Origin of the sequence: Mycobacterium celatum (assembly GCF_002101595.1) — a bacterium.
Lineage (GTDB): Bacteria > Actinomycetota > Actinomycetes > Mycobacteriales > Mycobacteriaceae > Mycobacterium > Mycobacterium celatum.
In genome coordinates this window covers 114636-138778 of the sequence record NZ_LQOM01000022.1, presented here as the reverse complement: position 1 = coordinate 138778, position 24143 = coordinate 114636, and the positions used below count along the sequence as shown (strand labels likewise).

Genomic DNA, 24143 nt, shown 5'->3' with positions numbered 1-24143 from the left:
CGCCCGCGTGTCCTACCGGCCGCTGTCGGGCCCGCCCGCTAAGGTATCGAACAACCGTTCGGCATCGAGGGAGCTTGGCGTGCGCGTGATGGGCGTCGACCCGGGACTGACCCGCTGCGGGCTGTCCGTGATCGAAAGCGGCCGGGGCAGGCAGATCATCGCCCTGGACGTCGACGTCGTGCGCACCCCGGCAGACCAGCCGCTGCCGCAACGGCTGCTGACGATCAGCGAGCACGTCGAGCACTGGCTGGACACCCATCATCCCGACGTGATCGCGGTCGAGCGGGTGTTCTCCCAACAGAACGTGTCGACGGTGATGGGCACCGCACAGGCCGGCGGCGTGATCGCGCTGGCTGCCGCCAAGCGCGGCATCGACGTGCACTTCCACACCCCGTCAGAGGTCAAGGCCGCGGTGACCGGCAACGGCGGCGCGGACAAGGCGCAAGTCACCGCGATGGTCACCAGAATCCTTGGGCTGCAAGCCAAACCGACCCCGGCCGATGCCGCCGACGCGCTGGCGCTGGCCATCTGTCATTGCTGGCGCGCGCCGATGATCGCCCGGATGGCCGCCGCCGAGGCCAAGGCGGTGGAGCAGCGCAAGAAATTCAAGGCGAAAGTCAGGGCCGCCACATGATCGCCTCGGTGCGCGGCGAGGTGCTCGACGTGGCGCTGGACCACGTCGTCATCGAGGCCGCCGGCGTCGGCTACAAGCTGATGGCCACCCCGTCCACGCTGGCGACGTTGCGCCGCGGCAGCGACGCCCGGCTGATCACCGCGATGATCGTGCGCGAAGACTCGATGACGCTCTACGGCTTTCCCGACGCCGACACCCGCGACCTGTTCCTGACGTTGCTGGGAGTCTCCGGCGTGGGGCCCAAGATCGCGCTGGCCACCCTTGCGGTATATGACGCACCGGCGCTGCGGCAGGTTCTCGCCGACGGCGACGTCACCGCGCTGACCCGGGTGCCCGGTATCGGCAAGCGCGGCGCCGAGCGGATGGTGCTCGAGCTGCGCGACAAGATGGGTGCAATACCGACCGCAACGGTCAACGGTCATTCGGTTCGCAGTCCGGTGGTGGAAGCCCTTGTGGGACTTGGCTTTGCGGTCAAGCAGGCCGAGGAGGCCACCGACAAGGTGCTGGCCCGTGATGACGGCGCCACCACTGCGGGCGCGCTGAGGGCGGCCCTGTCGCTGCTGGGGAAGACGACATGAGCGAGCCCGACGACCGTGAGGTGACACCGGCGCTGACCGTCGGCGAGGGCGACGTCGACGCCAGCCTGCGGCCGCGTTCGCTGCGCGAATTCATCGGCCAGCCGCGGGTGCGCGAGCAGCTGCAACTGGTGATCGAGGGGGCCAAAAACCGCGGCGGCACACCGGATCACATCCTGTTGTCGGGCCCGCCGGGGCTGGGCAAGACGTCGCTGGCGATGATCATCGCCGCCGAGCTGGGGTCGTCGCTGCGGGTGACGTCCGGGCCGGCGCTGGAACGCGCCGGCGACTTGGCCGCGATGCTGTCCAACCTTGTCGAACACGACGTGCTGTTCATCGACGAGATCCACCGCATCGCCCGGCCCGCCGAGGAGATGCTGTATCTGGCGATGGAGGACTTCCGTGTCGACGTGGTCGTCGGGAAAGGCCCTGGGGCGACGTCCATTCCGCTGGAGGTGGCGCCGTTCACACTGGTGGGCGCGACCACTCGGTCCGGTGCGCTGACCGGCCCGCTGCGCGACCGGTTCGGCTTCACCGCGCACATGGACTTCTACGAGCCGGCCGAGCTGGAGCGGGTGCTGGCGCGCTCGGCCGGAATCTTGGGTATCGAGCTGGGCGGGGAGGCGGCCGCGGAGATCGCGCGCCGCTCGCGGGGCACGCCGCGGATCGCCAACCGGCTGCTGCGCCGGGTGCGCGACTTCGCCGAGGTCCGCGCCGACGGCGTGATCACCCGCGACGTCGCCAAGTCCGCGTTGGCGGTCTACGACGTCGACGAGCTCGGCCTGGACCGGCTTGACCGCGCGGTGCTCTCGGCGCTGACCCGCAGCTTCGGCGGCGGCCCGGTGGGGGTGTCGACGCTGGCGGTGGCGGTCGGGGAGGAGGCCGCCACCGTGGAGGAGGTGTGCGAGCCGTTTCTGGTGCGCGCCGGCATGATTGCGCGCACGCCGCGCGGCCGGGTGGCCACCGCGCAGGCCTGGACGCATCTGGGCATGGTGCCGCCGGTCGGGGTAATGGGCCAACCTGGGCTTTTCGACGAGCTGCGGTGATCGGAGCGCCGGTTTAGCGCCGCGAGCCGGCTGGGTACTCATCACGGACTCGACACCGCCGGTGTCGGTGCGTGTGAGGAGATTCTGAAATGAACGACTCGCGAATAGGTCGCGGCACCCTGCATATGCCACGCAGCCGCGGCGCGGTCAGCGGATTGCTCCTGATCATTCTCGGCGCGTGGGGCGCGTTGATTCCGTTTATCGGACCGTATTTTCACTGGGCATACACCCCGGACAAGGAATGGACCTGGACGGCGGCCAGGGGTTGGCTGGAGGTGTTCCCGGGGGTCGCGGCCGTAGTGGGCGGCCTGCTGCTGGTGGGTTCGGGCAACCGGGCCACCGCGATGTTCGGCGGCTGGCTGGCGGCGTTCGCCGGCGCCTGGTTCGTGGTCGGCCGCCCGTTCGCATCGCCGCTGCGGCTCGGCGACGTGGGTCAGCCGGTGGCGGCCACGGACACCAAACGTGCCCTGCTCGAAATCAGCTATTTCTCCGGGCTGGGCGCGCTGATCGTGTTCCTGGCCGGTGCAGTTTTGGCGCGCCTGGCGGTCCGGACGGTGCGTGACGTGGAAGCGGCGGCGGCCGTCGCTGCCGCGCCCGATGTGTCGACCGCCGACGTGCCGCCCACGCCGGAGTACACCCCAGCGCCGGACGTGTCGCCGGACGCGGTCACCCAGGTCCGCGGCGAGCAGTTCCCCGCCGCCGAGCCGGAGGGTCGGCACAGCAAGGGCAGCTTCTTCCGCCGTCGTCGCCACGCCGGCGCGGACCGCTAGCGCGAAGAGACGCAGAATCGCACCGCGGGCATTGCCCGGGTGCGATTCTGCGTCTGCTCGTCAGAGTAGGCCGAGCAGCTGCAGGTCGGTGATGTACTTGACGATGACCGGCGCCGTGACATGTGGAATGTCTTTGTCCGGACCGATTTTCGCCTCCTGCACCGCGGCGCGGAACCGATCGGTCGGCGCGATCGACCCGCGGATCGGCTGCTCCGGCTTCTGGTAGTTGTGCAGCAGCGGCAACAGTGATGCCTGGCGCTGCTTCTCCGGCAGAGCCCGCAGGCTGGTCTCGAACCGTTGCACCCACTCGCGGTAGTCGTCGATGCGCTGGATCGGATAACCGGCCTCGATGAGCCAGTCGACGTACTCGTCCATCCCGATGCCGTCGTCGTACGGGTTCATCACGTGATAAGTCGCGAAGCCGTCGACGTTCTGAGCCCCCAGGGTCGAGATCGCCTCGGCGATGAACTCGACCGGCAGACCGTCGTAGTGGGCGCGCTGCCGGTTGCCGTCGGCGTCCAGCTCGTAGAACGAGCGAGGCGCGATACCGGTGGCCACCAGGCTCAGCATCATCCGGGTGAACATGTCCGGCAGGTTGAGCTGCCCGGCATAGGTGGTGTCGGCCAGGATCATGTCGCAGCGGAACACCGCGACCGGCAGGCCTGCCAGGTCGTTGGCCTCACGCAGCAGCACCTCGCCGGCCCACTTGCTGTTGCCGTAGCCGTTGGCGTAGCCGTCGTTGATCTTGCGGGTCGGGCTCATCACCCGGACGTCGGCGTCCTCGGTGAACTTGCCGGGCTCGATCTGGTCGCCCACGCCGATCGTCGACACGTAGGTGTACGGCTTGATCTTGGTGGTCAGCGCGATTCGGATCAGCTCGGCGGTGCCCAGCGCGTTGGGGCCGAACAGCTCGCTGTAGGGCAGCACGTGGTTGACCAACGCGGCCGGGTCGACGATCAAATCGACGGTGTCGGCCAGCCGCTGCCAGGTCTGCTGGTCGAGGCCGAGGTTGGCCTCACCCTTGTCGCCGGCGATGACCTCCAGGTGGTCGGCGGCCAGCTCTTGGTAGTGCGCAAGGAGTTTCGGGTCGCCGCTGTCGAAGGTCTTGTCCAGACGCTCCCGCGCAGCCGCGTTGTCCTTCGCGCGCACCAGGGCGATCACCTTGCCGTCGACCAGGTCCATCCGCTCCAGCCATTCCAGTGCCAGGTAGCGGCCCAGGAATCCGGTTGCGCCCGTGAGCAATACCGTGCGCACTTCTCGGTTGGCGTGCGGCAGGTTCGGCGCGGCGGCCAGGGTGTCGGCGTCGAGGAACTTGTCCAGCGTCAGGTCCTTCGCGTGCACCTCCACGGCGTCGCGCCCATGCACTGAAGCGAAGGTCGGTCGCTTCGAACCCTTTCGTTCGGCCTCGATGTAGCCGGCGATGGACTGCAGGTCGGAGGCCGGGCTGACGATCACGCCCACCGGGACGTCGACGTCGAAGATCTCGCGCAGCAGGTTGCCGAAAGTCAACGCCGACAACGAGTCTCCACCCAGTTCGGTGAAATGCGCGTCGGGCGAGATGTCGCTGGTCGATGCGCCCAGCAATGCGGCCGCCGCCCGGCTCACCGTCTCGAGCACCGGCTTGTCGGCACCGCTCTGGCGCAAGGTCCGAAGCTCGTTGGCCTGGCTTTCTTCCAACTCGGCGTAAAGCTGTTCGAGCCGCTCGCCGTAGTGCTGCTTCAGCTTTGGCCACGCCAGCTTGCGGATGCCGGTCAACAGACCGTTCTCCAACGTGAAAGGCGTTGTCTCGATGAGGAAGTCGCGCGGCACCTCGTAGGACTGCAGTCCGGCTTCCTTGGCGACGGCCTGCAGCGACTCGGCGATCGCCGACTTCGACGCGTTCGGGTCCGTCGGCACCACGACCGCCAACAGGTAGGGGTGTGCGCTGTTGCCGTACAGGTAGATCTGCCGCACCAGCGGGCTGGTGCCGAAGACCGCCTCCAGCTTGGCGAGCGTGACGAACTCGCCCTGCGCCAGCTTCAGGACGTTGTTGCGCCGGTCGACGTACACCAGCCGGTCCGGCGCGACCTCGGCCACCACGTCGCCGGTGTGGTAGTAGCCGTCGGCGTCCAGCACCTCGGCGGTGATCTCCGGGCGCTTGTAGTAGCCGGGGAACATGTTCTCGGTCTTGAGCAGCAATTCGCCTCGGGGATAAGGCTTGTCGGTGGCGAAGTAGCCCAGGTCCGGAACATCGGCCAGCTTGTAGTCGATCACCGGCGGACGCTGCACCTCGCCGTCGAACAAGACCATGCCGGCCTCGGTGGAGCCGTAGCCGTCCAACAGGTGCATTTCGAGCAGGGCCTCGACCCAGGACCTCAGCTCGGGGGAGATGGGCGCCGAGCCCGTCATCGCGAAGATGAACCGGCCGCCGAGCAGGTTCTGCCGCATGTCGGCCATCACCTCGGCTTCGCCGCGGCCGCGGTCGAGTTCGCGCTGGAACTCAGCGAACAGGGTCTCCCAGATCCGGGGCACGAAGTTCAGCTCGGTGGGCCGCACCAGCGCGAGGTCCTCCAGCAGGGTGGACAGGTCACTCTTGGCGCCGAAATAGGCAGTGCCGCCGTTGCCGAGCGTGCCGTAGAGGATGCCGCGGCCCATGACGTGGCTCATCGGCATGAAGTTCAGCGTGATCGATGCGGCGCTGGGCCCGAACCAGTTGCGGGCCGACCGCCGCCACATCTTGGCGACGTTGCGCTGCGGATACATCGCGCCCTTGGGTGCGCCGGTGCTGCCGGAGGTGTAGATCAGCAGCGCCAGCGCGTCATCTCCGGCGTGCACCGCCGGCGCGGGCGGCAGCGACGTTCCACGGTCCAGCACGTCGGCCAGCGTTTCCACCAGGATGTCCAACCGGGCGCGGGCGGCTTCGAGCGCCTCACGGTGGTCGTCGACCTCGGGGTGGTAGTCGAACACCACCAGCCGGGCCGGTTGGTGGCCGGACTCGATCAGGTCGACGGCGTCGGACAGATAGTCGACGCTCGCCGCGAGCACGGTCGGCTCCGTCTCGGCGACGATCGGCTGCAGTTGGGTGATCGCCGCGCTGGTCTGCAATGGGACAGACACCGCGCCCAGCTGGGTCAGTGCCACGTCGATTGTCGTGTAGTCGACGCTGGTGAAGCCCAGCACGGCGACGCGGTCGCCGGGGGAGACGACGCCGTGGGCCCAGGCGCTGGCGAGCGCGTCGACGCGCTCGCCGAGCTCGCGGTAGGTGAGGGTGTCGAACTTCGGCAGCAGTTGCGCCGACGTGCGGCCGCTGGTCGGGTCTTTGACGAAGTCGACGGCGCGCTGAGCCAACGCGGGCCGATCGGCATAGCCGTCGATGACGGTCTGGATGACCTGCGGCAGCGTGAGCTCGGGCTGTTCTACCGCGGCGGCGACGGCCTGGCTCGGCCGGGCGGCAGCGAACTGCGGGTCGATGGCGGACAATTCGGCGATGCGGCGTTCCAGCTGCTCGTCGCGGATTTCAGTCGACATAACGCAACCCCTGAACAATCACTTGGAAAAAGTTTGACCGGTGCGACGCTGCACCCAACGAGAAACTACGTTAGCAAAGCTAATATTATTCCGGAACCGGGACGACAGTGACATCCGCCACCGCTCAGAGCTCGGCCAGTAGTCCCGCCAGCACCTCGAGAGCTTCGGAGAGCAGCTCGTCGCTGATGGTCAGCGGCGGCAGGAACCGCAGCACGTTGCCGAAAGTGCCTGCGGTCAAGACGATCACGCCGGCGGCGTGCGCGGCGGTGGCCAGCTTGCCGGTCAGCTGCGGGTCGGGGTCGGCGGTGCCGGATTTCACCAGTTCGGCGGCGATCATCGCGCCGCGGCCGCGGACGTCGCCGATCCGGTCGTCGTCGGCCTGCAGCCGGGACAGCCGATCCGTCATCAGCTGCCCGATCTGGCGCGCCCGCTCGACCATCCCGTCGCTCTCGATCGTCGTGATGGCGGCCAGCGCCGCCGCGCAGGCGACCGGGTTGCCGCCGAACGTGCCGCCCAGCCCGCCGGGGTGAGAAGCGTTCATGATCTCGGCGCGGCCGGTGACCGCCGACAGCGGCAGCCCGCCGGCGATGCCCTTGGCGGTGCAGATCAGGTCCGGTTCGATGCCCTCGTGCTCGCAGGCGAACAACGCACCGGTGCGGGCGAAGCCGGTCTGCACCTCGTCGGCGACGAACACGACGTTGTTCTGGCGGCACCACTCCAAGAGGGTGGGCAGGAACCCGTCGGCCGGGACGATGAAGCCGCCCTCGCCCTGGATCGGCTCGATCACCAGGGCGGCCAGGTTGTCGGCGCCGACCTGCCTGCCGATGACCCGAATCGCCCGGGCCGCGGCCCGCTCACCGTCGGTGGCCAGCTCCTTGTCGATCAACCCGTCGCGGTACGGATAGGACAGCGGCGCGCGGTAGATCTCCGGCGCGAACGGGCCGAAACCGCTCTTGTAGGGCATCGACTGGGCGGTCAGGGCCATCGCCAGGTTGGTGCGGCCGTGGTAAGCGTGGTCGAACGCCACCACCGCCGGTTTGCGCGTGTAGACCCGCGCGATCTTGATGGCGTTCTCCACCGCCTCGGCGCCGGAGTTGAACAGCACGGACCGCTTCTCACCCGAGCCCGGGGTGAGCCGGTTGAGCTGCTCCGCGACGGCGATGTAGTTCTCATAGGGCGTCACCATGAAGCAGGTGTGGGTGAAGTCGGCGACCTGCGTGCGCACGGCGTCGACGACCCGCGGAGAGGCGTTGCCGATCGTGGTGACCGCGATGCCCGAGCTCAAGTCGATGAGCCGGTTGCCGTCGACGTCCTCGACGATGCCGCCGCCGGCGCGCACCGCGTACACCGGCATCGTGCTGCGCACCCCCCGGGCCACTGCCGCGGCCCGGCGTTTGGTCAGTTCCAGCGATGCTGGACCGGGGATTTCGGTGACGAGGCGGCGACTCTGTTCTACAGCGGTCACCTCCGCAGCCTATCCGCGCGGCGCCTCCCGCCAGAGGTTGTCGCGGTTCAGAGTTGGCCGAGCGGCCTGCACACGTTGTCGCCCGGCTTCCAATACTGGCCTTCCGGGCAGTTCAGGGGCTGTGGCCCTTCGCCCAGTGGCCGGCACACGTTGGCGGTCGGGTCCCACCACTGGCCTTCTGGGCAGTTCAGGGGCTCCGCCGAGCTGACAGCCGGCGTCGCGACCGCCACGAGCGCCGTCGCTGCTGCCGGCAACACCACCACGGCCGCCAACCGTCCAATGAGGTTTCTCATCGCGGACCTTTCAGGAGAGCGTGTTCGATCTTGATTGACGAGCGTACCGGCAAGCGCGGACGAATTTGACGGCAATGTCACGCTTCGAACGCCGGGCCGTCGATCGAGTCGACGGTTGCGAATGCGTCGACCGGCGAGCGGCGCAGCCGTCGCGCCGCCCGAACCGGATGGCCCAAAGCGATCACCGCGGCCAGAGCAAAGTGGTCGGGTGCACCGAGCAGCGACTTCACTTGCGGCTCTTCGCGGATCGCGATCGTGGTGATGACGCCGCCGAGGCCCTCCTCGCGGGCGGCCAGCAGGATGCTCCAGGCAAACGGATAGATCGACGCGCCGCCGGCAAACGTGTACCGGCCGGCGTCGCGGTCCACCGCGGCCAGCATCGACAGGTCCGCGAACAACGCCAGCAGCACCGGCGCCTGATCGAAGCGTTCAGCGAATCCGCCTGGCGCTGCAGGAGTTTCGGCCGCCAGAGCGCGGGCCTCGGCGTCGCGGTCGTTGGTCGGCGCCCACGGTCGCAGCCCGGCGGCGCTCAGCGCCATATAGTCGCGAGAACCCCGCAGATACGACTCGCGGAGCCGTCGTCGCCGCTCGGGGTCCTTGAGTACCACGACCCGCCAAGCCTGCGCGTTGGCGCCGCTGGGCGCGAACCGGGCGGTGTCGAGTATCCGGGCCACCGTGGCGTCGTCGACGGGCTGATCGGTGAAGTCGCGCACGGCGCCGGTGGTGCGCAACGCTTCGATGAGCTCCATGAGCTACCGGTGTAGCAGCCAGTCGACGTTGGTGTGGAAGAGACCCGGCATCTGGTGTTCCTGACAACCCATCCGCCGATAGTCGTCCAGCGGCGTTGCGGTGCCCTCGGAGTGCGGGTAGTCGCTGCAGAACATGAAAACGTCGCCGCTGTTCTTGGTCAGCGCTTTGGGATCCTCGTAGGAGAACGACGACACCCGCACCTGGTCGAGGAAATACTCGCTGGGCCGACGGGACAGCGGCGCCACGGGCTTGCCGTTGAGCCGCGCGGTGAAGTCCGCCGCGCCGTCGAGCATCAGCAGGAACTGCGGCACCCACGCCGAGCTGAGCTCCACCACGCCGAAACGCAGCGCGGGATGGCGGTCCAGCACCCCGTGCAGGATCAGATCCGTCAGCGCCAGCGCCGGCGGCACCCACAGGAACACCGCCTCGGTGGCCGGCACCAGGTCGTCGCCGTCGTCGGGATACCAGCAGTCGTCGAAGACCCGCGCCTGGTCGGCGACGTGGAACACCGGTGTGACGGCGTGATCCACAAACGCCGACCAGATCCGCTCGTGGTCGGGATGCGACAGCGCGCGGCCGTCGACCGGTCCGGCGCCGATCATCGCCAGCCGGATGCCTGCTGCCGCAATGGTTTTCAGCTCGGCCTCCAGCCACTGCGGGTCGCGCAGCGTCAGATGCGCGACCGGGTGCAGCCGCCCGCGGCCTTCGGCCTGCACCGCCGCGCACCACCGGTTCCACGCCGTCATGTTCGCGGTCAGCGCGGGCAGCGACGACGAGAGCCGGCGCTCCCACAGCAGCCCGTAATTGGGAAACAGCACCCCCCGGCCCACGCAGGCATCGTCGAGCCAGTCGACCCGAGCCGCCGGATCCCAGTAGGAGGCCGGCAGCGCTTCGTCGTAGCGGTAGGAAGGCGGCTGGCCGGCCCGCTGCCGGTTGCGGTGTTCGCCGCAAGAGGAGGTGTCGCCGGGGACGTGGACGTCGGCCAGGGCAAGGCGAGCACCGCGCCAACTCAGCCAGGTGTAGCCGAGCTCGTCGTCGAGCAGGCTCAGAGCGTCGTCGCGGGCGCCCGGGTCGATGTGGTCAGCCCACATGGATCGCGTCTCGTAGAGGTGTTGGTCGGAGTCGACGACGCCAGTCACAGAGCCGGTCACAAGCCCGTTGTCTCACTCTCGCTTTGCCACGTCAAGGGCCCGATGTTTGAGAGGATGCCGTCATGCCCTCACCGCGGCAGGGTTCACGTGTCGGCAGCATGTTCGGGCCGTACGAGTTGCAGGCGCTGCTCGGCGTCGGCGGCATGGGCGAGGTGTACCGAGCGTACGACACGGTCAAGGGACGCACCGTCGCGCTGAAGTTGCTACTCGACGACCTGGCCGCCGACGAGGACTACCGGCGGCGATTCCAGCGCGAGTCCCGGGTAGCGGCGCGGCTGGCCGAGCCGCACGTCATTCCGGTGCACGACTGGGGCGAAATCGACGGCGTGCTCTACATCGACATGCGACTGGTCGACGGCCGCAACCTGAAAACCGTGCTGACCGAGGACGGCCCGCTGAGCCCGGAGGCCGCGGGCTCAGTGATCAGCCAGCTGGCGAGTGCGCTGGACGCCGCCCACCGCGACCGGCTGGTCCACCGCGACGTCAAGCCGGAGAACGTGCTGATCACACCGGACGGCTTCGTCTACCTGGTGGACTTCGGCATCGCCTATTCGGGCGTGGATCCGGGGCTGACGACCGCTGGCCACCTGGTTGGCTCCAAGTCGTACATGGCGCCGGAGCGGTTCACCAGCGAGCCGTTCGGCCCGGCTTCAGACATCTATTCGCTGGCCTGCCTGCTCTACCAATGCCTTACCGGGACGGCGCCGTTTCACGGCGCCGACGTCAGCCAGTTGATCGCCGCGCACCTGTTCTCCGCGCCGCCGCGACCCTCCCAGGCCCGCGCCGGCCTCAGTCCCGCGTTCGATGCGGTGGTCGCCAAGGGCATGGCCAAACGCGCCGACGAGCGATTCGCGACGGCCGGCGAGCTGGCCAGGGCGGCGCTCGACGCCGCCGCGCCGCAGCTGACACCGCACGTGCGCCAGGCGGCCAAGCGACCGCGCGGGATGCTTGTCGCGGCCATCGCGGCTGCCGCCGCCGTGGTCGCCGCTGTCGCGACCGTCGTCGTCCTCGTCCGGCCCGATCACCGGTCGTCGCCGGCCGCGCCGCCGTCGGCGCGCACCCAGCCGGCCCGCGCCACACCCAAGCCCACGACAACCTCGTTGCCGGTGTCGGCGTCCACGCCGGCCCCGACCGCCTCGGGGGTCTCGCTGCCGGACGCCGACGCGCACGGCTTTCTCCGTTACCCCGAGGCGCGGTGCCGCGGCGCCGACGTGGCGGCCCTGGCCGAACGGACCACGAAGTCCGCGCTGGTCGTCTGCAAATCGGCGGGCACCGGCACCTACTACTACCGCGGGGTGCGGCTCTCGGACGGCGCCGCGATCGAGTTGCCCGGGGCGACTCCGGCCGGCGACGGCTTCGACGCGATGAACCCCGAGGACGGCACGCGGTACGAAATGCGCCGCCATGGGTTGACGATCATGGTGAACGGACAGGTCGCGGACACCGAACCGATGGTCGAATATGCGGGCGGGTAGGGCACACTGGCGGGCATGGAACAACTGCTCGTCTTCTTGCCGCTGCTCGTCATCCTGGGCGTGTTCATGTTCTTCGCCTCGCGGCGCCAGCGGCGCGCGATGCAGGCCACCATCGACCTGCACGAGTCGCTACAGGTCGGGGACCGGGTGCATACCACCTCCGGATTACAGGGGACCGTCACCGACATCACCGACGACACCGTGGACCTCGAGATCGCCCCGGGCGTAATCACCACCTGGATGAAACTGGCCATCCGCGACCGCATCGAGGCGGAGGCGCCCGAGCTTGACCACACCGACGCGGTCGAGCTCACGGCCGACCCGGAGCGAGCGCCCAAAGACTGAGTTCGGTCGACCGGCACGTAACCTTTGCGGATGCGGTCGTCAATCAACGAGGAGACTAGAACAACGTGGCATCGCCTTCGGCGCCGGTGCACCCTGCCCGCTATCTGACGGTGTTCCTGGCCCTGCTCATCGGCGTGTACCTGCTGGTCTTCCTGACCGGGGACAAGCGCGCGGAGCCCAAGCTGGGTATCGACCTGCAGGGCGGCACCCGGGTCACGTTGACCGCCCGCACCCCGGACGGCTCGAGGCCGTCCCGCGACGCGTTGGCGCAGGCGCAGCAAATCATCAGCGCCCGGGTCAACGGCCTGGGTGTCTCTGGTTCCGAAGTAGTTGTCGACGGCGACAACCTGGTCATCACGGTGCCCGGCAACGACGGCAACGAGGCCCGCAACCTGGGCCAGACCGCGCGACTGTACATCCGTCCGGTGATCAACGCGCTGCCGGTGGAGACCGCCCCGCCGCCGCAGGAACCGGCGCCGTCCGGCAAGCCGGCGCCCCCGGCGGGGGAGCCGGGCCCGGCGCCCGGGGAGGCGCCGGGCGCTCCGGCCCCGGGGCAGGCGCCGCCGGCGCAGCCGCGGCCTTACCCGCAGGAGCCGACGCCCGCCCCGTCTCCGGCCCCGGCGCCGGGGCCGGCGCCCCCGCCCGTGCGGCCCGGGCCGCCTGACCCCCGCAAGGATCTGGCGGAGCGCATCGCGAAAGAGAAGCAGTGGCGCCAGAGCGACAACAAGGCGATCCAGTTCTACGGCCTGCAATACGAGGCCACCCAGTGCGGTAAAGACGACATCCTGGCCGGCAACGACGACCCCAAACTGCCGTTGATCACCTGCGGCAAGGACCACAAGATGGCCTATCTGCTGGCGCCGTCGATCATCAGCGGCGACCAGATCCAGAACGCCAGCTCGGGCTTGGACCAGCGCAGCGGCGGCTACGTCGTCGACCTGCAGTTCAAGAGCGCGGCGGCCAACACCTGGGCCGACTACACCGCCGCGCACGTCGGCACCCAGACCGCGTTCACCCTGGACTCGCAGGTGGTGAGCGCGCCGCAGATCCGTGAAGCGATCCCCGGCGGCCGGACCCAGATCACCGGAGGTGATCCGCCGTTCACCGCCGACAGCGCGCGCCAGCTGGCCAACGTCCTCAAATACGGCTCGCTGCCGCTGTCGTTCGAATCGTCGGAGGCCGAAACCGTCTCGGCCACATTAGGTTTGACGTCGCTACGGGCGGGCCTGATCGCCGGTGCGATCGGCCTGGCGCTGGTGCTGGCGTACTCGCTGCTCTACTACCGGGTACTGGGATTGCTCACCGCGCTGTCGCTAGTGGCTTCCGGCGCAATGGTTTTCGCGATCCTGGTGCTGCTGGGCCGCTATATCAACTACACGCTGGACCTGGCCGGTATCGCGGGTCTGATCATCGGTATCGGCACCACCGCCGACTCGTTCGTGGTGTTCTTCGAACGCATCAAAGACGAGATCCGCGAAGGCCGTTCGTTCCGCTCGGCGGTGCCGCGCGGTTGGGCGCGGGCCCGCAAGACCATCGTGTCGGGTAACGCGGTGACGTTCCTGGCCGCCGCTGTGTTGTACTTCCTGGCGATCGGACAAGTGAAGGGCTTCGCGTTCACCCTGGGCCTCACCACAATCCTCGACCTCGTCGTGGTGTTCCTGGTGACCTGGCCGCTGGTGTACCTGGCGTCCAAGTCGCCGACGCTGGGCAAGCCGGCCTACAACGGCCTGGGGGCGGTGCAGCAGGTTGCGCGTGAGCGCCGCGCCGCCGCGCACACGGGAGGGCGGGGATAGCGAAATGGCCTCCAAAGCAACAGAAGCCGTAGAGCTCACCGAGTCCGACGGCAGGATCGCCGACGACGCCAACGGCGCCCAGCTGCCGCACCACAGCTTCCTGTCGCGGCTCTACACCGGCACCGGGGCGTTCGAGGTGGTCGGGCGGCGGCGGATGTGGTACGCGATCAGCGGGACGATCGTGGCGATCGCGATCGCCAGCATTGTGTTGCGCGGCTTCACGTTCGGCATCGATTTCCAGGGCGGCACCAAGGTGTCAATGCCCGTCGCGGCTGCGACTGGCACAGTACAGGTCAGCCAGGTGGAAGACGTGTTCCGCCAGACGATCGGCAAGGACCCGGAGTCGGTGGTGATCGTCGGAAACGGGGCGTCGGCGACCGTGCAGATCCGCTCCGAGACGCTGTCCAACGACCAGACCAACAAGCTGAAAAAAGCGCTCTTCGACCATTTCAAGCCGAAAGGCGCCGACGGCAAACCCAGCAAGCAGGCCATCAGCGACTCGGCGGTGTCGTCGACCTGGGGCGGTCAGATCACCAAGAAGGCGGTGATCGCGCTGGTGGTGTTCCTGGTGCTGGTCGCCCTCTACATCACCGTGCGCTACGAGCGCTACATGGCGATCTCCGCGCTGGCCGCGATGTTCTTCGACGTGACCGTCACCGCCGGGGTGTACTCACTGGTGGGCTTCGAGGTCACGCCGGCCACCGTCATCGGGCTGCTGACCATCCTCGGCTTCTCCATCTACGACACCGTGATCGTGTTCGACAAGGTCGAGGAGAACACCCACGGCTTCCAGCACACGACGCGGCGCACCTTCGCGGAGCAGGCCAACCTGGCGGTCAACCAGACGTTCATGCGCTCGATCAACACCAGCCTGATCTCGGTGCTGCCGGTGATCGCGCTGCTGGTGGTGGCGGTGTGGCTGCTGGGCGTCGGCACGCTCAAGGACCTGGCGCTGGTGCAGCTGGTCGGCATCATCGTGGGCACCTATTCGTCGATCTTCTTCGCCACCCCGTTGCTGGTCAGCCTGCGCGAGCGCACCGAGCTGGTGCGTGCGCACACCCGCCGGGTGCTGCGGCGCCGCGACGGTGCTCCCGAAAAGCCTTCAGAGCCCGTTTCCGTGCCCGAGGAATCGCGCGACGACGAACCGAAGCGGCAGACCACCTCGGCCGCTCCGAAGAAGCCGGCGCCGAGCAAGCCGGCGCCGGGCGCGCGGCCGGTACGGCCGACCGGCAAGCGAAACAAGCGGTAACCCGATGGCTGCCTGGCGTCGGCGCGCTGCGGCCGTCTTGGCGGCGACGCTTGTGGCCTTCTCGCCGCTGACCGCGTGTTCGGGCAGCGCAGCCGGTCAGATCGACTACGCGGTCGACGGCGCGCTGGTCACCTACAACACCAACACGGTCACCGGCGCCGCATCGGCTGGGGCACAGGCGTTTTCCCGCACCCTGACCGGCTTCGGCTACCACGGTCCCGACGGGCAGGTGGTGGCCGACCACGACTTCGGCACCGTCTCGGTGGTCGGCGGCGCGCCGCTGGTGCTCGACTACCAGATCGCCGACAACGCCGTCTACTCCGACGGCAAGCCGGTCACGTGTGACGACATGGTGCTGACCTGGGCCGCCCACTCCGGCAAGTTCGGTGGGTTCGACGCCGCCACCCAGGCCGGCTACATCGACATCGCCGGCATTGACTGCCAGCCCGGGCAGAAGAAGGCCCGGGTGTCGTTCGCGCCGGACCGCAGCGTCGTCGACTACGACGAGCTGTTCACCGCGACCTCGCTGATGCCGTCCCACGTCATCGCCGACGACCTGGGCGTCAACGTCACCGCCTCGCTGCTGGGCAAGAACATGCCGGCCGTCGAGCGCATTGCCCAGCGATGGAACACGATCTGGGACCTCAAGCCCGGCCTGGACACCAAGCACTTCCCGTCGTCGGGGCCGTACAAGATCGAGTCGGTGCTGAACGACGGCGGGGTGGTGCTGGTCGCCAACGAGCGCTGGTGGGGGCCTAAGCCGATGACGAAGCGGATCACGGTGTGGCCGCAGAAGGCCGACATCCAGGACCGGCTCAACAACGGCAGTATCGACGTCGCCGACGTCGCGGCCGGGTCGTCGGGCTCGGTGATCACCCCGGACAACTACCGGCGCACCGACGCGCCGTCGGACGGGATCCAGCAGCTGATCTTCGCGCCGAACGGCCGGTTTGCCGACACGCTCGTGCGTCGCGCGGTCGCCTCGTGTACGCCGCGGGATGTGATCGCGCGCGACGCAGGGGTGCCGATCGCCAACTCCCGGTTGCACACCGCCGCCGAGGACGCCATCGCCCAGGCCGAAAACGTCCCGGAGGCAGCACAATTCGTCAAGGCGAATCCCGACGCGGCGCGCGGTGCGCTGGGCGGGGCGCCGCTGACCGTGCGGATCGGCTACCGGGCGCCCAATGCCCGGCTGGCCGCCACGGTCGGCGCGATCGCCAAGGCGTGCGCGCCGGCCGGTATCACGGTCTCCGACGTCACCTCCGACACCACCGGACCGCAGACCCTGCGGGATGGAAAGATCGACGTGCTGCTGGCCACTGCCGGTGGCGCGGCCGGCAGCGGATCGACCGGGTCGCCGGCGATGGACGCCTACACGCTGCACACCGGCAACGGCAACAATCTGCCCGGCTACAGCAACGGCCAGATCGACGGGATCATCAGCGCGCTGGCGGTGTCGGCCGACCCTGCCGAGTTGGTGCGCCTGCTGGCGGAGAGCGCGCCGGTGCTGTGGGCCGACATGCCGACCCTACCGCTGTATCGCCAGCAGCGGACTCTGATGGCCTCGAAAAAGATGTATGCGGTCACGGCCAACCCGACCCGCTGGGGCGCCGGCTGGAACATGGACCGCTGGGTGCTGGTGCGGTGAGCTCTGTCGAGCACCTGATCGCGTCCCTGACCCGCGAGGTAGCCGACTTCCCCACGGCGGGAATCCAATTCAAGGATCTCACTCCGCTGTTCGCCGACCGTCGCGGGTTTTCCGCCGTGACCGACGCGCTGGCCGACGTGGCGACCGGCGCCGACCTGATCGCCGGGATCGACGCCCGCGGCTTCGTGGTGGGCGGCGCCGTCGCGGCCCGGCTGGGCACCGGCATGCTGGCCATCCGCAAGGGCGGCAAGCTGCCGCCGCCGGTGCGCGCCGATCACTACGACCTGGAATACGGCACCGCCACCCTGGAAATCCCGGCCGACGGCATCGAGCTGGCCGGGCGCAGCGTGGTCATCGTCGACGACGTGCTGGCCACCGGCGGGACGCTGGCGGCGGCTCGCCGGCTGCTCGAACACAGCGGCGCGCGCGTGACGCTGGCCGCCGTGGTGCTGGAACTGGGCGCGCTGGGCGGTCGTGATGCGGTCGCGCCGCTGCCGGTCCACAGCTTGCGCTGCGTTTGAGCGATATCCTGGGAGGCCGGAGGTGACGAACGTGGCGGATGACCAGCCCACGGCTACCCAGCCGCCCACCGAGCCGCTGCAGGTTCCCGATGCCCTGCCGGCCGAGTCCCGGATCGGGCTGAAGACCTCCACCAGCGCGTCGCGACGGGTGCGGGCCCGCTTGGCGCGGCGGATGACCGCCCAGCGCAGCACGGTCAGCCCGGTGCTCGAGCCGCTGGTGGCGGTGCACCGCGAAATTCATCCCAAGGCGGACCTGTCGATCTTGCAGCGTGCCTACGAGGTCGCCGAGCAGCGGCACGCCGACCAGATGCGCCATTCCGGCGACCCGTATATCACCCATCCGCTGGCCGTGGCCACCATCCTGGCCGAGCTGGGGATGGACACCACCACGCTGGTGGCCGCGCTTCTGCACGACACCGTCGAGGACACCGGCTACACCTTGGCGCAGCTGTCCGAGGAATTCGGCGAGGAGGTCGGCCATCTGGTCGACGGGGTGACCAAGCTGGACCGGGTGGTGCTCGGCAGCGCCGCCGAGGGGGAGACCATCCGCAAGATGATCACCGCGATGGCGCGTGACCCGCGGGTGCTGGTGATCAAGGTGGCCGACCGGCTGCACAACATGCGCACGATGCGTTTCCTGCCGCCGGAGAAGCAGGCCCGCAAGGCCCGCGAAACGCTGGAAGTCATTGCGCCGCTCGCACATCGGCTGGGGATGGCCACGGTCAAGTGGGAGCTGGAGGATCTGGCGTTCGCGATCCTGCACCCCAAGAAGTACGAGGAGATCGTGCGGCTGGTGGCCGACCGGGCCCCGTCGCGCGACACCTATCTGGCCAAGGTGCGCGACGAGATCGTCGCCACGCTCAACGCGTCCAAGATCAACGCGACGGTGGAAGGCCGGCCCAAGCACTACTGGTCGATCTACCAGAAGATGATCGTCAAGGGCCGCGACTTCGACGACATCCACGACCTGGTCGGCATTCGCATCCTGTGCGACGAGATCCGTGACTGTTACGCCGCTGTGGGCGTGGTGCATTCGCTGTGGCAGCCGATGGCCGGCCGGTTCAAGGACTACATCGCCCAGCCGCGCTACGGGGTGTACCAGTCGCTGCACACCACGGTCGTCGGGCCGGAGGGCAAGCCGCTGGAAGTGCAGATCCGCACCCGCGACATGCACCGCACGGCCGAATACGGCATCGCCGCGCACTGGCGTTACAAGGAAGCCAAGGGCCGCAACGGTGTTCCGCATCCACACGCCGCCGCCGAGATCGACGACATGGCCTGGATGCGCCAATTGCTCGACTGGCAGCGAGAGGCCGCCGACCCCGGCGAGTTCCTGGAGTCGCTGCGTTACGACCTTGCGGTGCAAGAGATTTTCGTGTTCACGCCGAAGGGTGACGTGATCACGCTGCCCACCGGGTCGACACCGGTGGACTTCGCCTATGCCGTGCACACCGAGGTCGGCCACCGCTGCATCGGCGCCCGCGTCAACGGCCGGCTGGTGGCGCTGGAGCGCAAGCTCGAAAACGGGGAAGTCGTCGAGGTTTTCACGTCCAAGGCGCCCAACGCCGGGCCGTCGCGGGACTGGCAGCAGTTCGTGGTGTCGCCGCGCGCGAAGACCAAGATCCGCCAGTGGTTCGCCAAAGAACGCCGCGAGGAAGCGCTGGAGGCCGGCAAGGAGGCGATGGCCCGCGAGGTTCGCCGCGGCGGACTTCCGTTGCAGCGCTTGGTCAATGGCGGATCGATGGCCGCGGTGGCCAACGAGCTGCACTACACCGACGTGTCTGCCCTCTACACCGCGATCGGCGAAGGGCACGTCTCGGCCAAGCATGTGGTCCAGCGGCTGGTGGCCGAACTGGGCGGCATCGACCAGGCCGAGGAGGATCTCGCCGAGCGGTCCACCCCGGCGACCATGCTGCGACGCCCGCGCAGCACCGACGACACCGGGGTCGCGGTACCGGGCGCCCCGGGAGTGCTGACCAAGCTGGCTAAATGCTGCACCCCGGTGCCCGGCGACGCGATCATGGGATTCGTCACCCGCGGCGGCGGGGTCAGCGTGCACCGCACCGACTGCACCAATGCCGCGTCGCTGCAACAGCAGTCGGAGCGCATCATCGAGGTGCACTGGGCGCCGTCGCCGTCGTCGGTGTTTCTGGTGGCAATCCAGGTCGAGGCGCTCGACCGGCATCGGCTGCTCTCGGACGTGACCAGGGTGCTGGCCGACGAGAAGGTGAACATCCTGTCGGCGTCGGTGACGACGTCGAACGACCGGGTGGCGGTCAGCCGGTTCACCTTCGAGATGGGTGACCCCAAGCACCTGGGGCACCTGCTCGACGTCGTGCGCAACGTCGAAGGCGTCTACGACGTCTACCGGGTGACGTCAGCGGCTTGACGGTCCTCGGCGCTCAGCGCACGATCCGTCGGTAACAGAATGCCCCGACCTTCGCCGCCGGCTGGCAAATGATCTGCAGACGGGGCCGATTCGCCATCCGCTGCTGCACGCGAGGCGGGGTCGACGGATCGACCGATCCGTCCGCCGGTGGCGGACATGGATCCGTCTGGTCGGCGACGCACTGCGGGGTATCCGCGCGGGCCTGTCCCGGCAAGCCGGCAATGCCCGTGCCGCTGATCATCACCAGCACGCCGGCGCCGGCGATCGCGGCCCGTTGCGCGAGTCGCAGGGCGACCGATCTGCTACGTGGCCGCTTCCGGTCAGGGGCCTTGCTGCGCTGGCATGCAGACATGGTCTCCTCCCGCCGTGGGATCTATAAGAGAACAATAGTCTGCAAAAGTGAACTTTTGTAGTTAATACAGTTTTTACGTTCACGTAATCGGTCTCTTGTCCATCGAGGTCACTCTTAGGGGTCATGGACGACCGCGACAAAGACCCGGCGGTGGTGCTGCCGTACCTCGTCGGCAGGCCGCTTGCCGCTTCCGAGGTCTACGAGGCGTTCGGCTACCGAAAGTCGGCCTATTACAAGGCGGCTCGGGAGGGCAGGCTCGTCACGGCCGACAACCTGATCAGAGCCGCCAACTACTTCGGGCTGAACCCGGTTGACCTCCAGGTGCGCTACGGGTTGATCCCGCCGGAGGCGGTCATCGAATACGTCGAATCAGCGCCCCATCGCACGAGATTACGCGATCTTCAACCCGACCCCAGCACGCCGCCTGTCTGAGCGAATTGCGGGTAAGTTGGGTGGTGACAATGATGTCCGCACTGATCCTCGCCACGCTGGCCGCCATCTTCTACAGTCTGTGGATCCGCCGCCACACCTGGCGCTCCCGCTGGGAAGCCGGCGCGAGCCTGAATATCGCCCTGCAGGGCTGTGCAGTGCTGCTGATGTCGCCGTGGGCGTCGGCGACGCTGGGTCCGGCGCTGCACCGCGTCACCGGCCGGTGGAATGTGGAAGACCTGCTCGGCCACATCTGCCTGATCGCCGCGGTGACAGCCATCATTCTCCACGGGCTGGCCCGTCTGGGTGACACTCGACTGCAGTGCATCCTGTTTCGCCGGCACATCGAAACCCCGCTGCGGCTTGGTATTCCGCTGCTTGTGGCGGTATTCATCGTCGCCGACGAGGGCTATCACCCCGACCTGTTCCCGGCGCACGTCAGCACGGTCTGGTTCGGCGCCTACTGGCTGGTGCTGGGCGCCCTCCTGATCTATTTGTTCGGCTATGCGGGCAGGGTGCTGCTCATCCTGCGGAAGGATCCGCGCTCGACGGCGACGGTCGACCTCTACCTGATCTCGGCCGGTTTCGGCGTGGCAGCGACCGCCATCCAGGTGGTCACTGCGGAGCTCGGCGCCGATATCACGCTGCCCGTCTGGTTGTGCGCCTGTCTGGGCGCGATCGGTTTTGCGTACGGGTCCGCGCGATCCTGGAATGCCAAAGTCGCCTGGTTCACCCCGGGCAAAAACCTGCCCCACAGCGGGTCTGCGGCTTGATTGCGGTGCAGCGAACGCAAAAACCCCTGTCGCAGGCCAACTTTGGTGACATCTACGTCCGGTGGCCCGGCTAGTCCAGCATCACCGACTTGATCGTCACCGGGGTGGCGGGCGCGCCGTCCTCGCCGCCACCGGCAACGCCGGCTTTGGCGATCTTGTCCAGAGTGGCCAGTCCGTCGTCTTGGATGGTGCCGAACACCGTGTACTCGGGCGGCAATTGCGAGTCCTTGTAGACCATGAAGAACTGGCTGCTGTTGGTGCCCGGACCGGCGTTGGCCATCGCCAGCGTGCCGCGTGGGTAGACGACGGGCTGGTGCAGGGCGGGGTCGTCCGGAGGGTATTGGTCGGTCGGGTATTCGTTGGCGAACTGGTAGCCCGGCCCGCCGGTGCCGTCGCCCTTCGGGTCGCCGCATTGCAGGACGGAGAGCGTCGGCGACGTTGTCAGCCGGTGGCATTGGGTGTCGTTGAAGAAGCCCTGCTGCGCCAGGCTGGCGAAGCTGTTGACCGTGCACGGCGATTTCCCGTTGTCCAACATCAGCCCGACCTTTCCCTGATCGGTCACCATGCTGGCGCTGACCTGAGCCGGGTCGGTGGGCACCTTGCCCGTCCGCGGCGGCTTGGCCGGCTTGCTGGCCGGTTCCGGCGACGGCGGGTACTGGCAGTTGGCGCCCAGGTCGGCCGACGGCTTGAACGACGGCAATGGCGGCACTGCCGGCGCCGCGCCGGGAGCCGACGTCGTCGCCGACGCGCTGCTTGTCGGCGCCGCCGTGTTGTGCTTGTGCTCGCGGTTGGTGAGCAGCACGGTTGTCACGACGGCCGCGACGACGACCACCGCCGCCACCGCCGCGCCGATGATCGCCAGGAGCCGGCGCCGTCGGGCTTGTTCGGCCCGGCGTTCCAGCTGCCGCTCGAGTTTGCGCTTGGCCGTGGCACGTCGCTGTTCGTTGGTCGGCACCGCCGATGTCCCTCCGTGGTCGTTGTTCGTCAGTCAGCAAGTGTGCCAGTTCGTGGCGAATGACTGTGCCGGAGCCTGCCGTGGGAAACTGGGGACCGTGTTGATCTCCGCCTTTCCTGCCGGGCTGCTCGCGTGCAACTGCTACGTGCTGGCCCAGCGGCCCGGCTCGGACGCCATCATCGTCGACCCCGGCCAGCGTGCGATGGGTCCGCTGCGGCGCATTCTCGACACGAATCGGCTGACCCCGGCGGCGGTGCTGCTCACCCACGGCCACATCGACCACATCTGGTCGGCGCAGAAGGTGTCCGACACATTCGGCTGCCCCGCCTACATCCATCCCGAGGACCGGTTCATGCTGACCGACCCGATCAAGGGCTTCGGCCCGCGGATCGGACAGCTGTTCATGGCGGCGATGTTCCGCGAGCCCAAGCAGGTCGTCGAACTGGACCGCGACGGCGACAAGGTCGACCTGGCCGGCATCACCGTCACCGTCGACCACACGCCGGGGCACACCCGCGGCTCGGTGGTGTTCAAGGTGACCGGCGACGGCTCCGACGTGGTGTTCACCGGCGACACGCTGTTCGAGCGCTCGGTGGGCCGCACCGACCTGTTTGGCGGCAGCGGCCGCGACCTGCTCACGTCGATCGTCGACAAGCTGTTGGTGCTCGACGACAAAACCGTGGTCTTGCCGGGCCACGGACCCAAGACCACGATCGGCGCCGAGCGCCGCCACAACCCGTTCCTCGAAGGCCTGAGCGCGTGACCGAATTCCAAGCGCCCAAGGGGGTTCCGGACTATGTCCCGCCGGATTCGGCGGCGTTCGTCGCGGTGCGCGACGGGCTGCTCGACGCCGCCCGCCGGGCCGGCTACAGCGATGTCGAGTTGCCGATCTTCGAGGACACCGCGCTGTTCGCCCGCGGGGTGGGCGAGTCCACCGACGTTGTCTCCAAAGAGATGTACACCTTCGCCGACCGCGGCGACCGCTCGGTGACCCTGCGACCGGAAGGCACCGCCGGGGTGGTGCGCGCGGTGATCGAGCACGGCCTGGACCGCGGCGCGTTGCCGGTCAAGCTGTGCTACGCGGGCCCGTTCTTCCGCTACGAACGGCCGCAGGCCGGCCGGTACCGCCAGCTGCAGCAGGTCGGCGTGGAGGCGATCGGTGTCGACGACCCAGCGCTGGACGCCGAGGTGATCGCGGTGGCCGAAGCCGGTTTTCGCTCGCTTGGCTTGGACGGCTTCCGCCTCGAGATCACCTCGCTGGGCGACGACACGTGCCGTCCGCAATACCGGGAACTGTTGCAGGACTTCCTTTTTCAGCTCGACCTCGACCCGGAGACCCGTCGGCGCGCCGAGATCAACCCGATGCGGGTGCTCGACGACAAACGCCCTGCGGTCAAGGCGATGACGGCTGATGCCCCGGTGATGCTCGACCATCTCTCCGACGTTTCCAAGCAGCATTTCGAGACGGTGCTGGCGCACCTCGACGCGCTGGGTGTGCCGTACGTGATCAACCCGCGGATGGTCCGCGGACTGGACTACTACACCAAGACCACCTTCGAATTCGTCCACGACGGGCTGGGCGCGCAGTCGGGGATCGGCGGCGGCGGCCGCTACGACGGGCTGATGCGTGAGCTTGGCGGCCAAGACCTTTCGGGTATCGGCTTCGGGCTGGGCGTGGACCGCACCTTGCTGGCGCTGAAGGCCGAAGGCAAATCCGTCGGCGTGACGACCCGCTGCGACGTGTTCGCGGTGCCGCTGGGGGAGCAGGCCAAGCTGCGGCTGGCGGTGCTGGCCGGGCGGCTGCGGGCCGCTGGTGTGCGGGTGGATCTGGCCTACGGCGACCGCGGCCTCAAGGGCGCGATGCGCGCAGCCGATCGATCGGGCGCGCGCGTTGCGCTGGTCGCCGGGGACCGCGATATCGACGCCGGCACCGTCGGCGTCAAAGACCTCGCCACAGGCGAACAAGTGGATGTGCCCACGGACTCCGTTGTCACCGAAGTCCTTTCGAGGTTGTCCCGATAAC

21 protein-coding genes are annotated in these 24143 nt (G+C 68.5%); 15 read left to right on the top strand and 6 right to left on the bottom strand.

What is annotated here, in order from left to right:
• The first annotated feature begins 79 nt into the window (after window positions 1-79).
• From ruvC to AWB95_RS07630, 4 genes are all read left to right on the top strand, one after another.
• On the top strand, window positions 80-634 hold the full coding sequence (gene ruvC, locus AWB95_RS07645; protein WP_062540433.1) for a crossover junction endodeoxyribonuclease RuvC: 555 nt from the start codon (window positions 80-82) through the stop codon (window positions 632-634).
• Window positions 631-1212 carry a Holliday junction branch migration protein RuvA gene (gene ruvA, locus AWB95_RS07640; protein ID WP_062540434.1) on the top strand — a complete coding sequence of 194 codons (582 nt, stop codon included), beginning with the start codon at window positions 631-633 and terminating at the stop codon, window positions 1210-1212. The genes ruvC and ruvA overlap by 4 nt, the downstream gene beginning before the upstream one ends.
• Window positions 1209-2255: a Holliday junction branch migration DNA helicase RuvB gene (gene ruvB / locus AWB95_RS07635; RefSeq protein WP_085167928.1), complete on the top strand. Its 1047-nt coding sequence runs from the start codon at window positions 1209-1211 to the stop codon at window positions 2253-2255. Before ruvA ends, ruvB begins: the two co-directional genes overlap by 4 nt.
• An 89-nt stretch (window positions 2256-2344) precedes the next feature.
• On the top strand, window positions 2345-3025 hold the full coding sequence (locus AWB95_RS07630) for a hypothetical protein (protein WP_084707193.1): 681 nt from the start codon (window positions 2345-2347) through the stop codon (window positions 3023-3025).
• Window positions 3026-3085: 60 nt separating this feature from the next.
• Here the strand turns inward: AWB95_RS07630 and car are convergent, their stop codons facing one another.
• The 5 genes from car to AWB95_RS07605 all read right to left on the bottom strand — a co-directional run bounded on the left by car (window position 3086) and on the right by AWB95_RS07605 (window position 10191).
• A complete protein-coding gene (gene car, locus AWB95_RS07625) occupies window positions 3086-6532 on the bottom strand; it encodes a carboxylic acid reductase (RefSeq protein WP_085167926.1) in 3447 nt (1148 codons plus the stop codon).
• A gap of 124 nt (window positions 6533-6656) precedes the next feature.
• Window positions 6657-7997, bottom strand: coding sequence for a 4-aminobutyrate--2-oxoglutarate transaminase (gene gabT / locus AWB95_RS07620; RefSeq protein ID WP_085167924.1), 1341 nt, complete (start codon window positions 7995-7997; stop codon window positions 6657-6659).
• Between the two features lie 47 nt (window positions 7998-8044).
• Window positions 8045-8290: a hypothetical protein gene (locus AWB95_RS07615; RefSeq protein WP_084707190.1), complete on the bottom strand. Its 246-nt coding sequence runs from the start codon at window positions 8288-8290 to the stop codon at window positions 8045-8047.
• 77 nt (window positions 8291-8367) lie between these two features.
• Complete coding sequence (locus tag AWB95_RS07610) at window positions 8368-9039, bottom strand: nitroreductase family protein (protein WP_062540695.1); 672 nt, start codon at window positions 9037-9039, stop codon at window positions 8368-8370.
• A gap of 3 nt (window positions 9040-9042) precedes the next feature.
• Window positions 9043-10191 carry an amidohydrolase family protein gene (locus AWB95_RS07605; protein WP_062540694.1) on the bottom strand — a complete coding sequence of 383 codons (1149 nt, stop codon included), beginning with the start codon at window positions 10189-10191 and terminating at the stop codon, window positions 9043-9045.
• A 62-nt stretch (window positions 10192-10253) separates the two neighbouring features.
• Here AWB95_RS07605 and AWB95_RS07600 point away from each other — a divergent pair, with 62 nt between their 5' ends.
• The 9 genes from AWB95_RS07600 to AWB95_RS07555 all read left to right on the top strand — a co-directional run bounded on the left by AWB95_RS07600 (window position 10254) and on the right by AWB95_RS07555 (window position 21165).
• On the top strand, window positions 10254-11666 hold the full coding sequence (locus AWB95_RS07600) for a serine/threonine-protein kinase (protein WP_085167922.1): 1413 nt from the start codon (window positions 10254-10256) through the stop codon (window positions 11664-11666).
• 15 nt (window positions 11667-11681) lie between these two features.
• Window positions 11682-12011: a preprotein translocase subunit YajC gene (yajC, locus tag AWB95_RS07595; RefSeq protein ID WP_062541924.1), complete on the top strand. Its 330-nt coding sequence runs from the start codon at window positions 11682-11684 to the stop codon at window positions 12009-12011.
• 65 nt (window positions 12012-12076) lie between these two features.
• Entirely contained in the window at window positions 12077-13804 is a 1728-nt protein-coding gene (secD, locus tag AWB95_RS07590) for a protein translocase subunit SecD (RefSeq protein WP_085167920.1), read from the top strand.
• 4 nt (window positions 13805-13808) lie between these two features.
• Window positions 13809-15053, top strand: a complete 1245-nt coding sequence (gene secF / locus AWB95_RS07585; protein WP_062541194.1) for a protein translocase subunit SecF — start codon at window positions 13809-13811, stop codon at window positions 15051-15053.
• Window positions 15054-15057: 4 nt separating this feature from the next.
• Window positions 15058-16701 carry an ABC transporter substrate-binding protein gene (locus tag AWB95_RS07580; protein WP_062541192.1) on the top strand — a complete coding sequence of 548 codons (1644 nt, stop codon included), beginning with the start codon at window positions 15058-15060 and terminating at the stop codon, window positions 16699-16701.
• Window positions 16698-17222, top strand: coding sequence for an adenine phosphoribosyltransferase (locus tag AWB95_RS07575; protein ID WP_238600935.1), 525 nt, complete (start codon window positions 16698-16700; stop codon window positions 17220-17222). The genes AWB95_RS07580 and AWB95_RS07575 overlap by 4 nt, the downstream gene beginning before the upstream one ends.
• 31 nt (window positions 17223-17253) lie before the next feature.
• Window positions 17254-19611, top strand: coding sequence for a RelA/SpoT family protein (locus tag AWB95_RS07570; protein WP_085167918.1), 2358 nt, complete (start codon window positions 17254-17256; stop codon window positions 19609-19611).
• Between the two features lie 475 nt (window positions 19612-20086).
• The gene (locus tag AWB95_RS07560) at window positions 20087-20395 is read left to right on the top strand and encodes a hypothetical protein (protein WP_085167916.1); all 309 of its coding nucleotides are present in this window, start codon (window positions 20087-20089) and stop codon (window positions 20393-20395) included.
• A gap of 29 nt (window positions 20396-20424) precedes the next feature.
• Entirely contained in the window at window positions 20425-21165 is a 741-nt protein-coding gene (locus tag AWB95_RS07555) for a hypothetical protein (RefSeq protein ID WP_085167914.1), read from the top strand.
• 70 nt (window positions 21166-21235) lie between these two features.
• Here AWB95_RS07555 and AWB95_RS07550 read toward each other — a convergent pair whose 3' ends face one another.
• Complete coding sequence (locus AWB95_RS07550) at window positions 21236-22120, bottom strand: peptidylprolyl isomerase (RefSeq protein ID WP_085167912.1); 885 nt, start codon at window positions 22118-22120, stop codon at window positions 21236-21238.
• A 97-nt stretch (window positions 22121-22217) separates the two neighbouring features.
• On the opposite strand from AWB95_RS07550, the gene AWB95_RS07545 reads away from it, so the two are divergent.
• Window positions 22218-22883, top strand: coding sequence for an MBL fold metallo-hydrolase (locus tag AWB95_RS07545; protein WP_062541864.1), 666 nt, complete (start codon window positions 22218-22220; stop codon window positions 22881-22883).
• Entirely contained in the window at window positions 22880-24142 is a 1263-nt protein-coding gene (hisS, locus tag AWB95_RS07540; protein WP_085167910.1) for a histidine--tRNA ligase, read from the top strand. The genes AWB95_RS07545 and hisS overlap by 4 nt, the downstream gene beginning before the upstream one ends.
• The last annotated feature ends 1 nt before the right edge of the window (window position 24143 follow it).

Coding starts and splice junctions, on each gene's coding strand:
- ruvB (WP_085167928.1), top strand. CDS start 1,209: ATGAGCGAGCCCGACGACCGTGAGGTGACACCGGCGCTGACCGTCGGC.
- AWB95_RS07560 (WP_085167916.1), top strand. CDS start 20,087: ATGGACGACCGCGACAAAGACCCGGCGGTGGTGCTGCCGTACCTCGTC.
- car (WP_085167926.1), bottom strand. CDS start 6,532: ATGTCGACTGAAATCCGCGACGAGCAGCTGGAACGCCGCATCGCCGAA.
- AWB95_RS07600 (WP_085167922.1), top strand. CDS start 10,254: ATGCCCTCACCGCGGCAGGGTTCACGTGTCGGCAGCATGTTCGGGCCG.
- yajC (WP_062541924.1), top strand. CDS start 11,682: ATGGAACAACTGCTCGTCTTCTTGCCGCTGCTCGTCATCCTGGGCGTG.
- ruvA (WP_062540434.1), top strand. CDS start 631: ATGATCGCCTCGGTGCGCGGCGAGGTGCTCGACGTGGCGCTGGACCAC.
- AWB95_RS07630 (WP_084707193.1), top strand. CDS start 2,345: ATGAACGACTCGCGAATAGGTCGCGGCACCCTGCATATGCCACGCAGC.
- AWB95_RS07610 (WP_062540695.1), bottom strand. CDS start 9,039: ATGGAGCTCATCGAAGCGTTGCGCACCACCGGCGCCGTGCGCGACTTC.
- AWB95_RS07580 (WP_062541192.1), top strand. CDS start 15,058: ATGGCTGCCTGGCGTCGGCGCGCTGCGGCCGTCTTGGCGGCGACGCTT.
- secF (WP_062541194.1), top strand. CDS start 13,809: ATGGCCTCCAAAGCAACAGAAGCCGTAGAGCTCACCGAGTCCGACGGC.
- AWB95_RS07615 (WP_084707190.1), bottom strand. CDS start 8,290: ATGAGAAACCTCATTGGACGGTTGGCGGCCGTGGTGGTGTTGCCGGCA.
- AWB95_RS07555 (WP_085167914.1), top strand. CDS start 20,425: ATGATGTCCGCACTGATCCTCGCCACGCTGGCCGCCATCTTCTACAGT.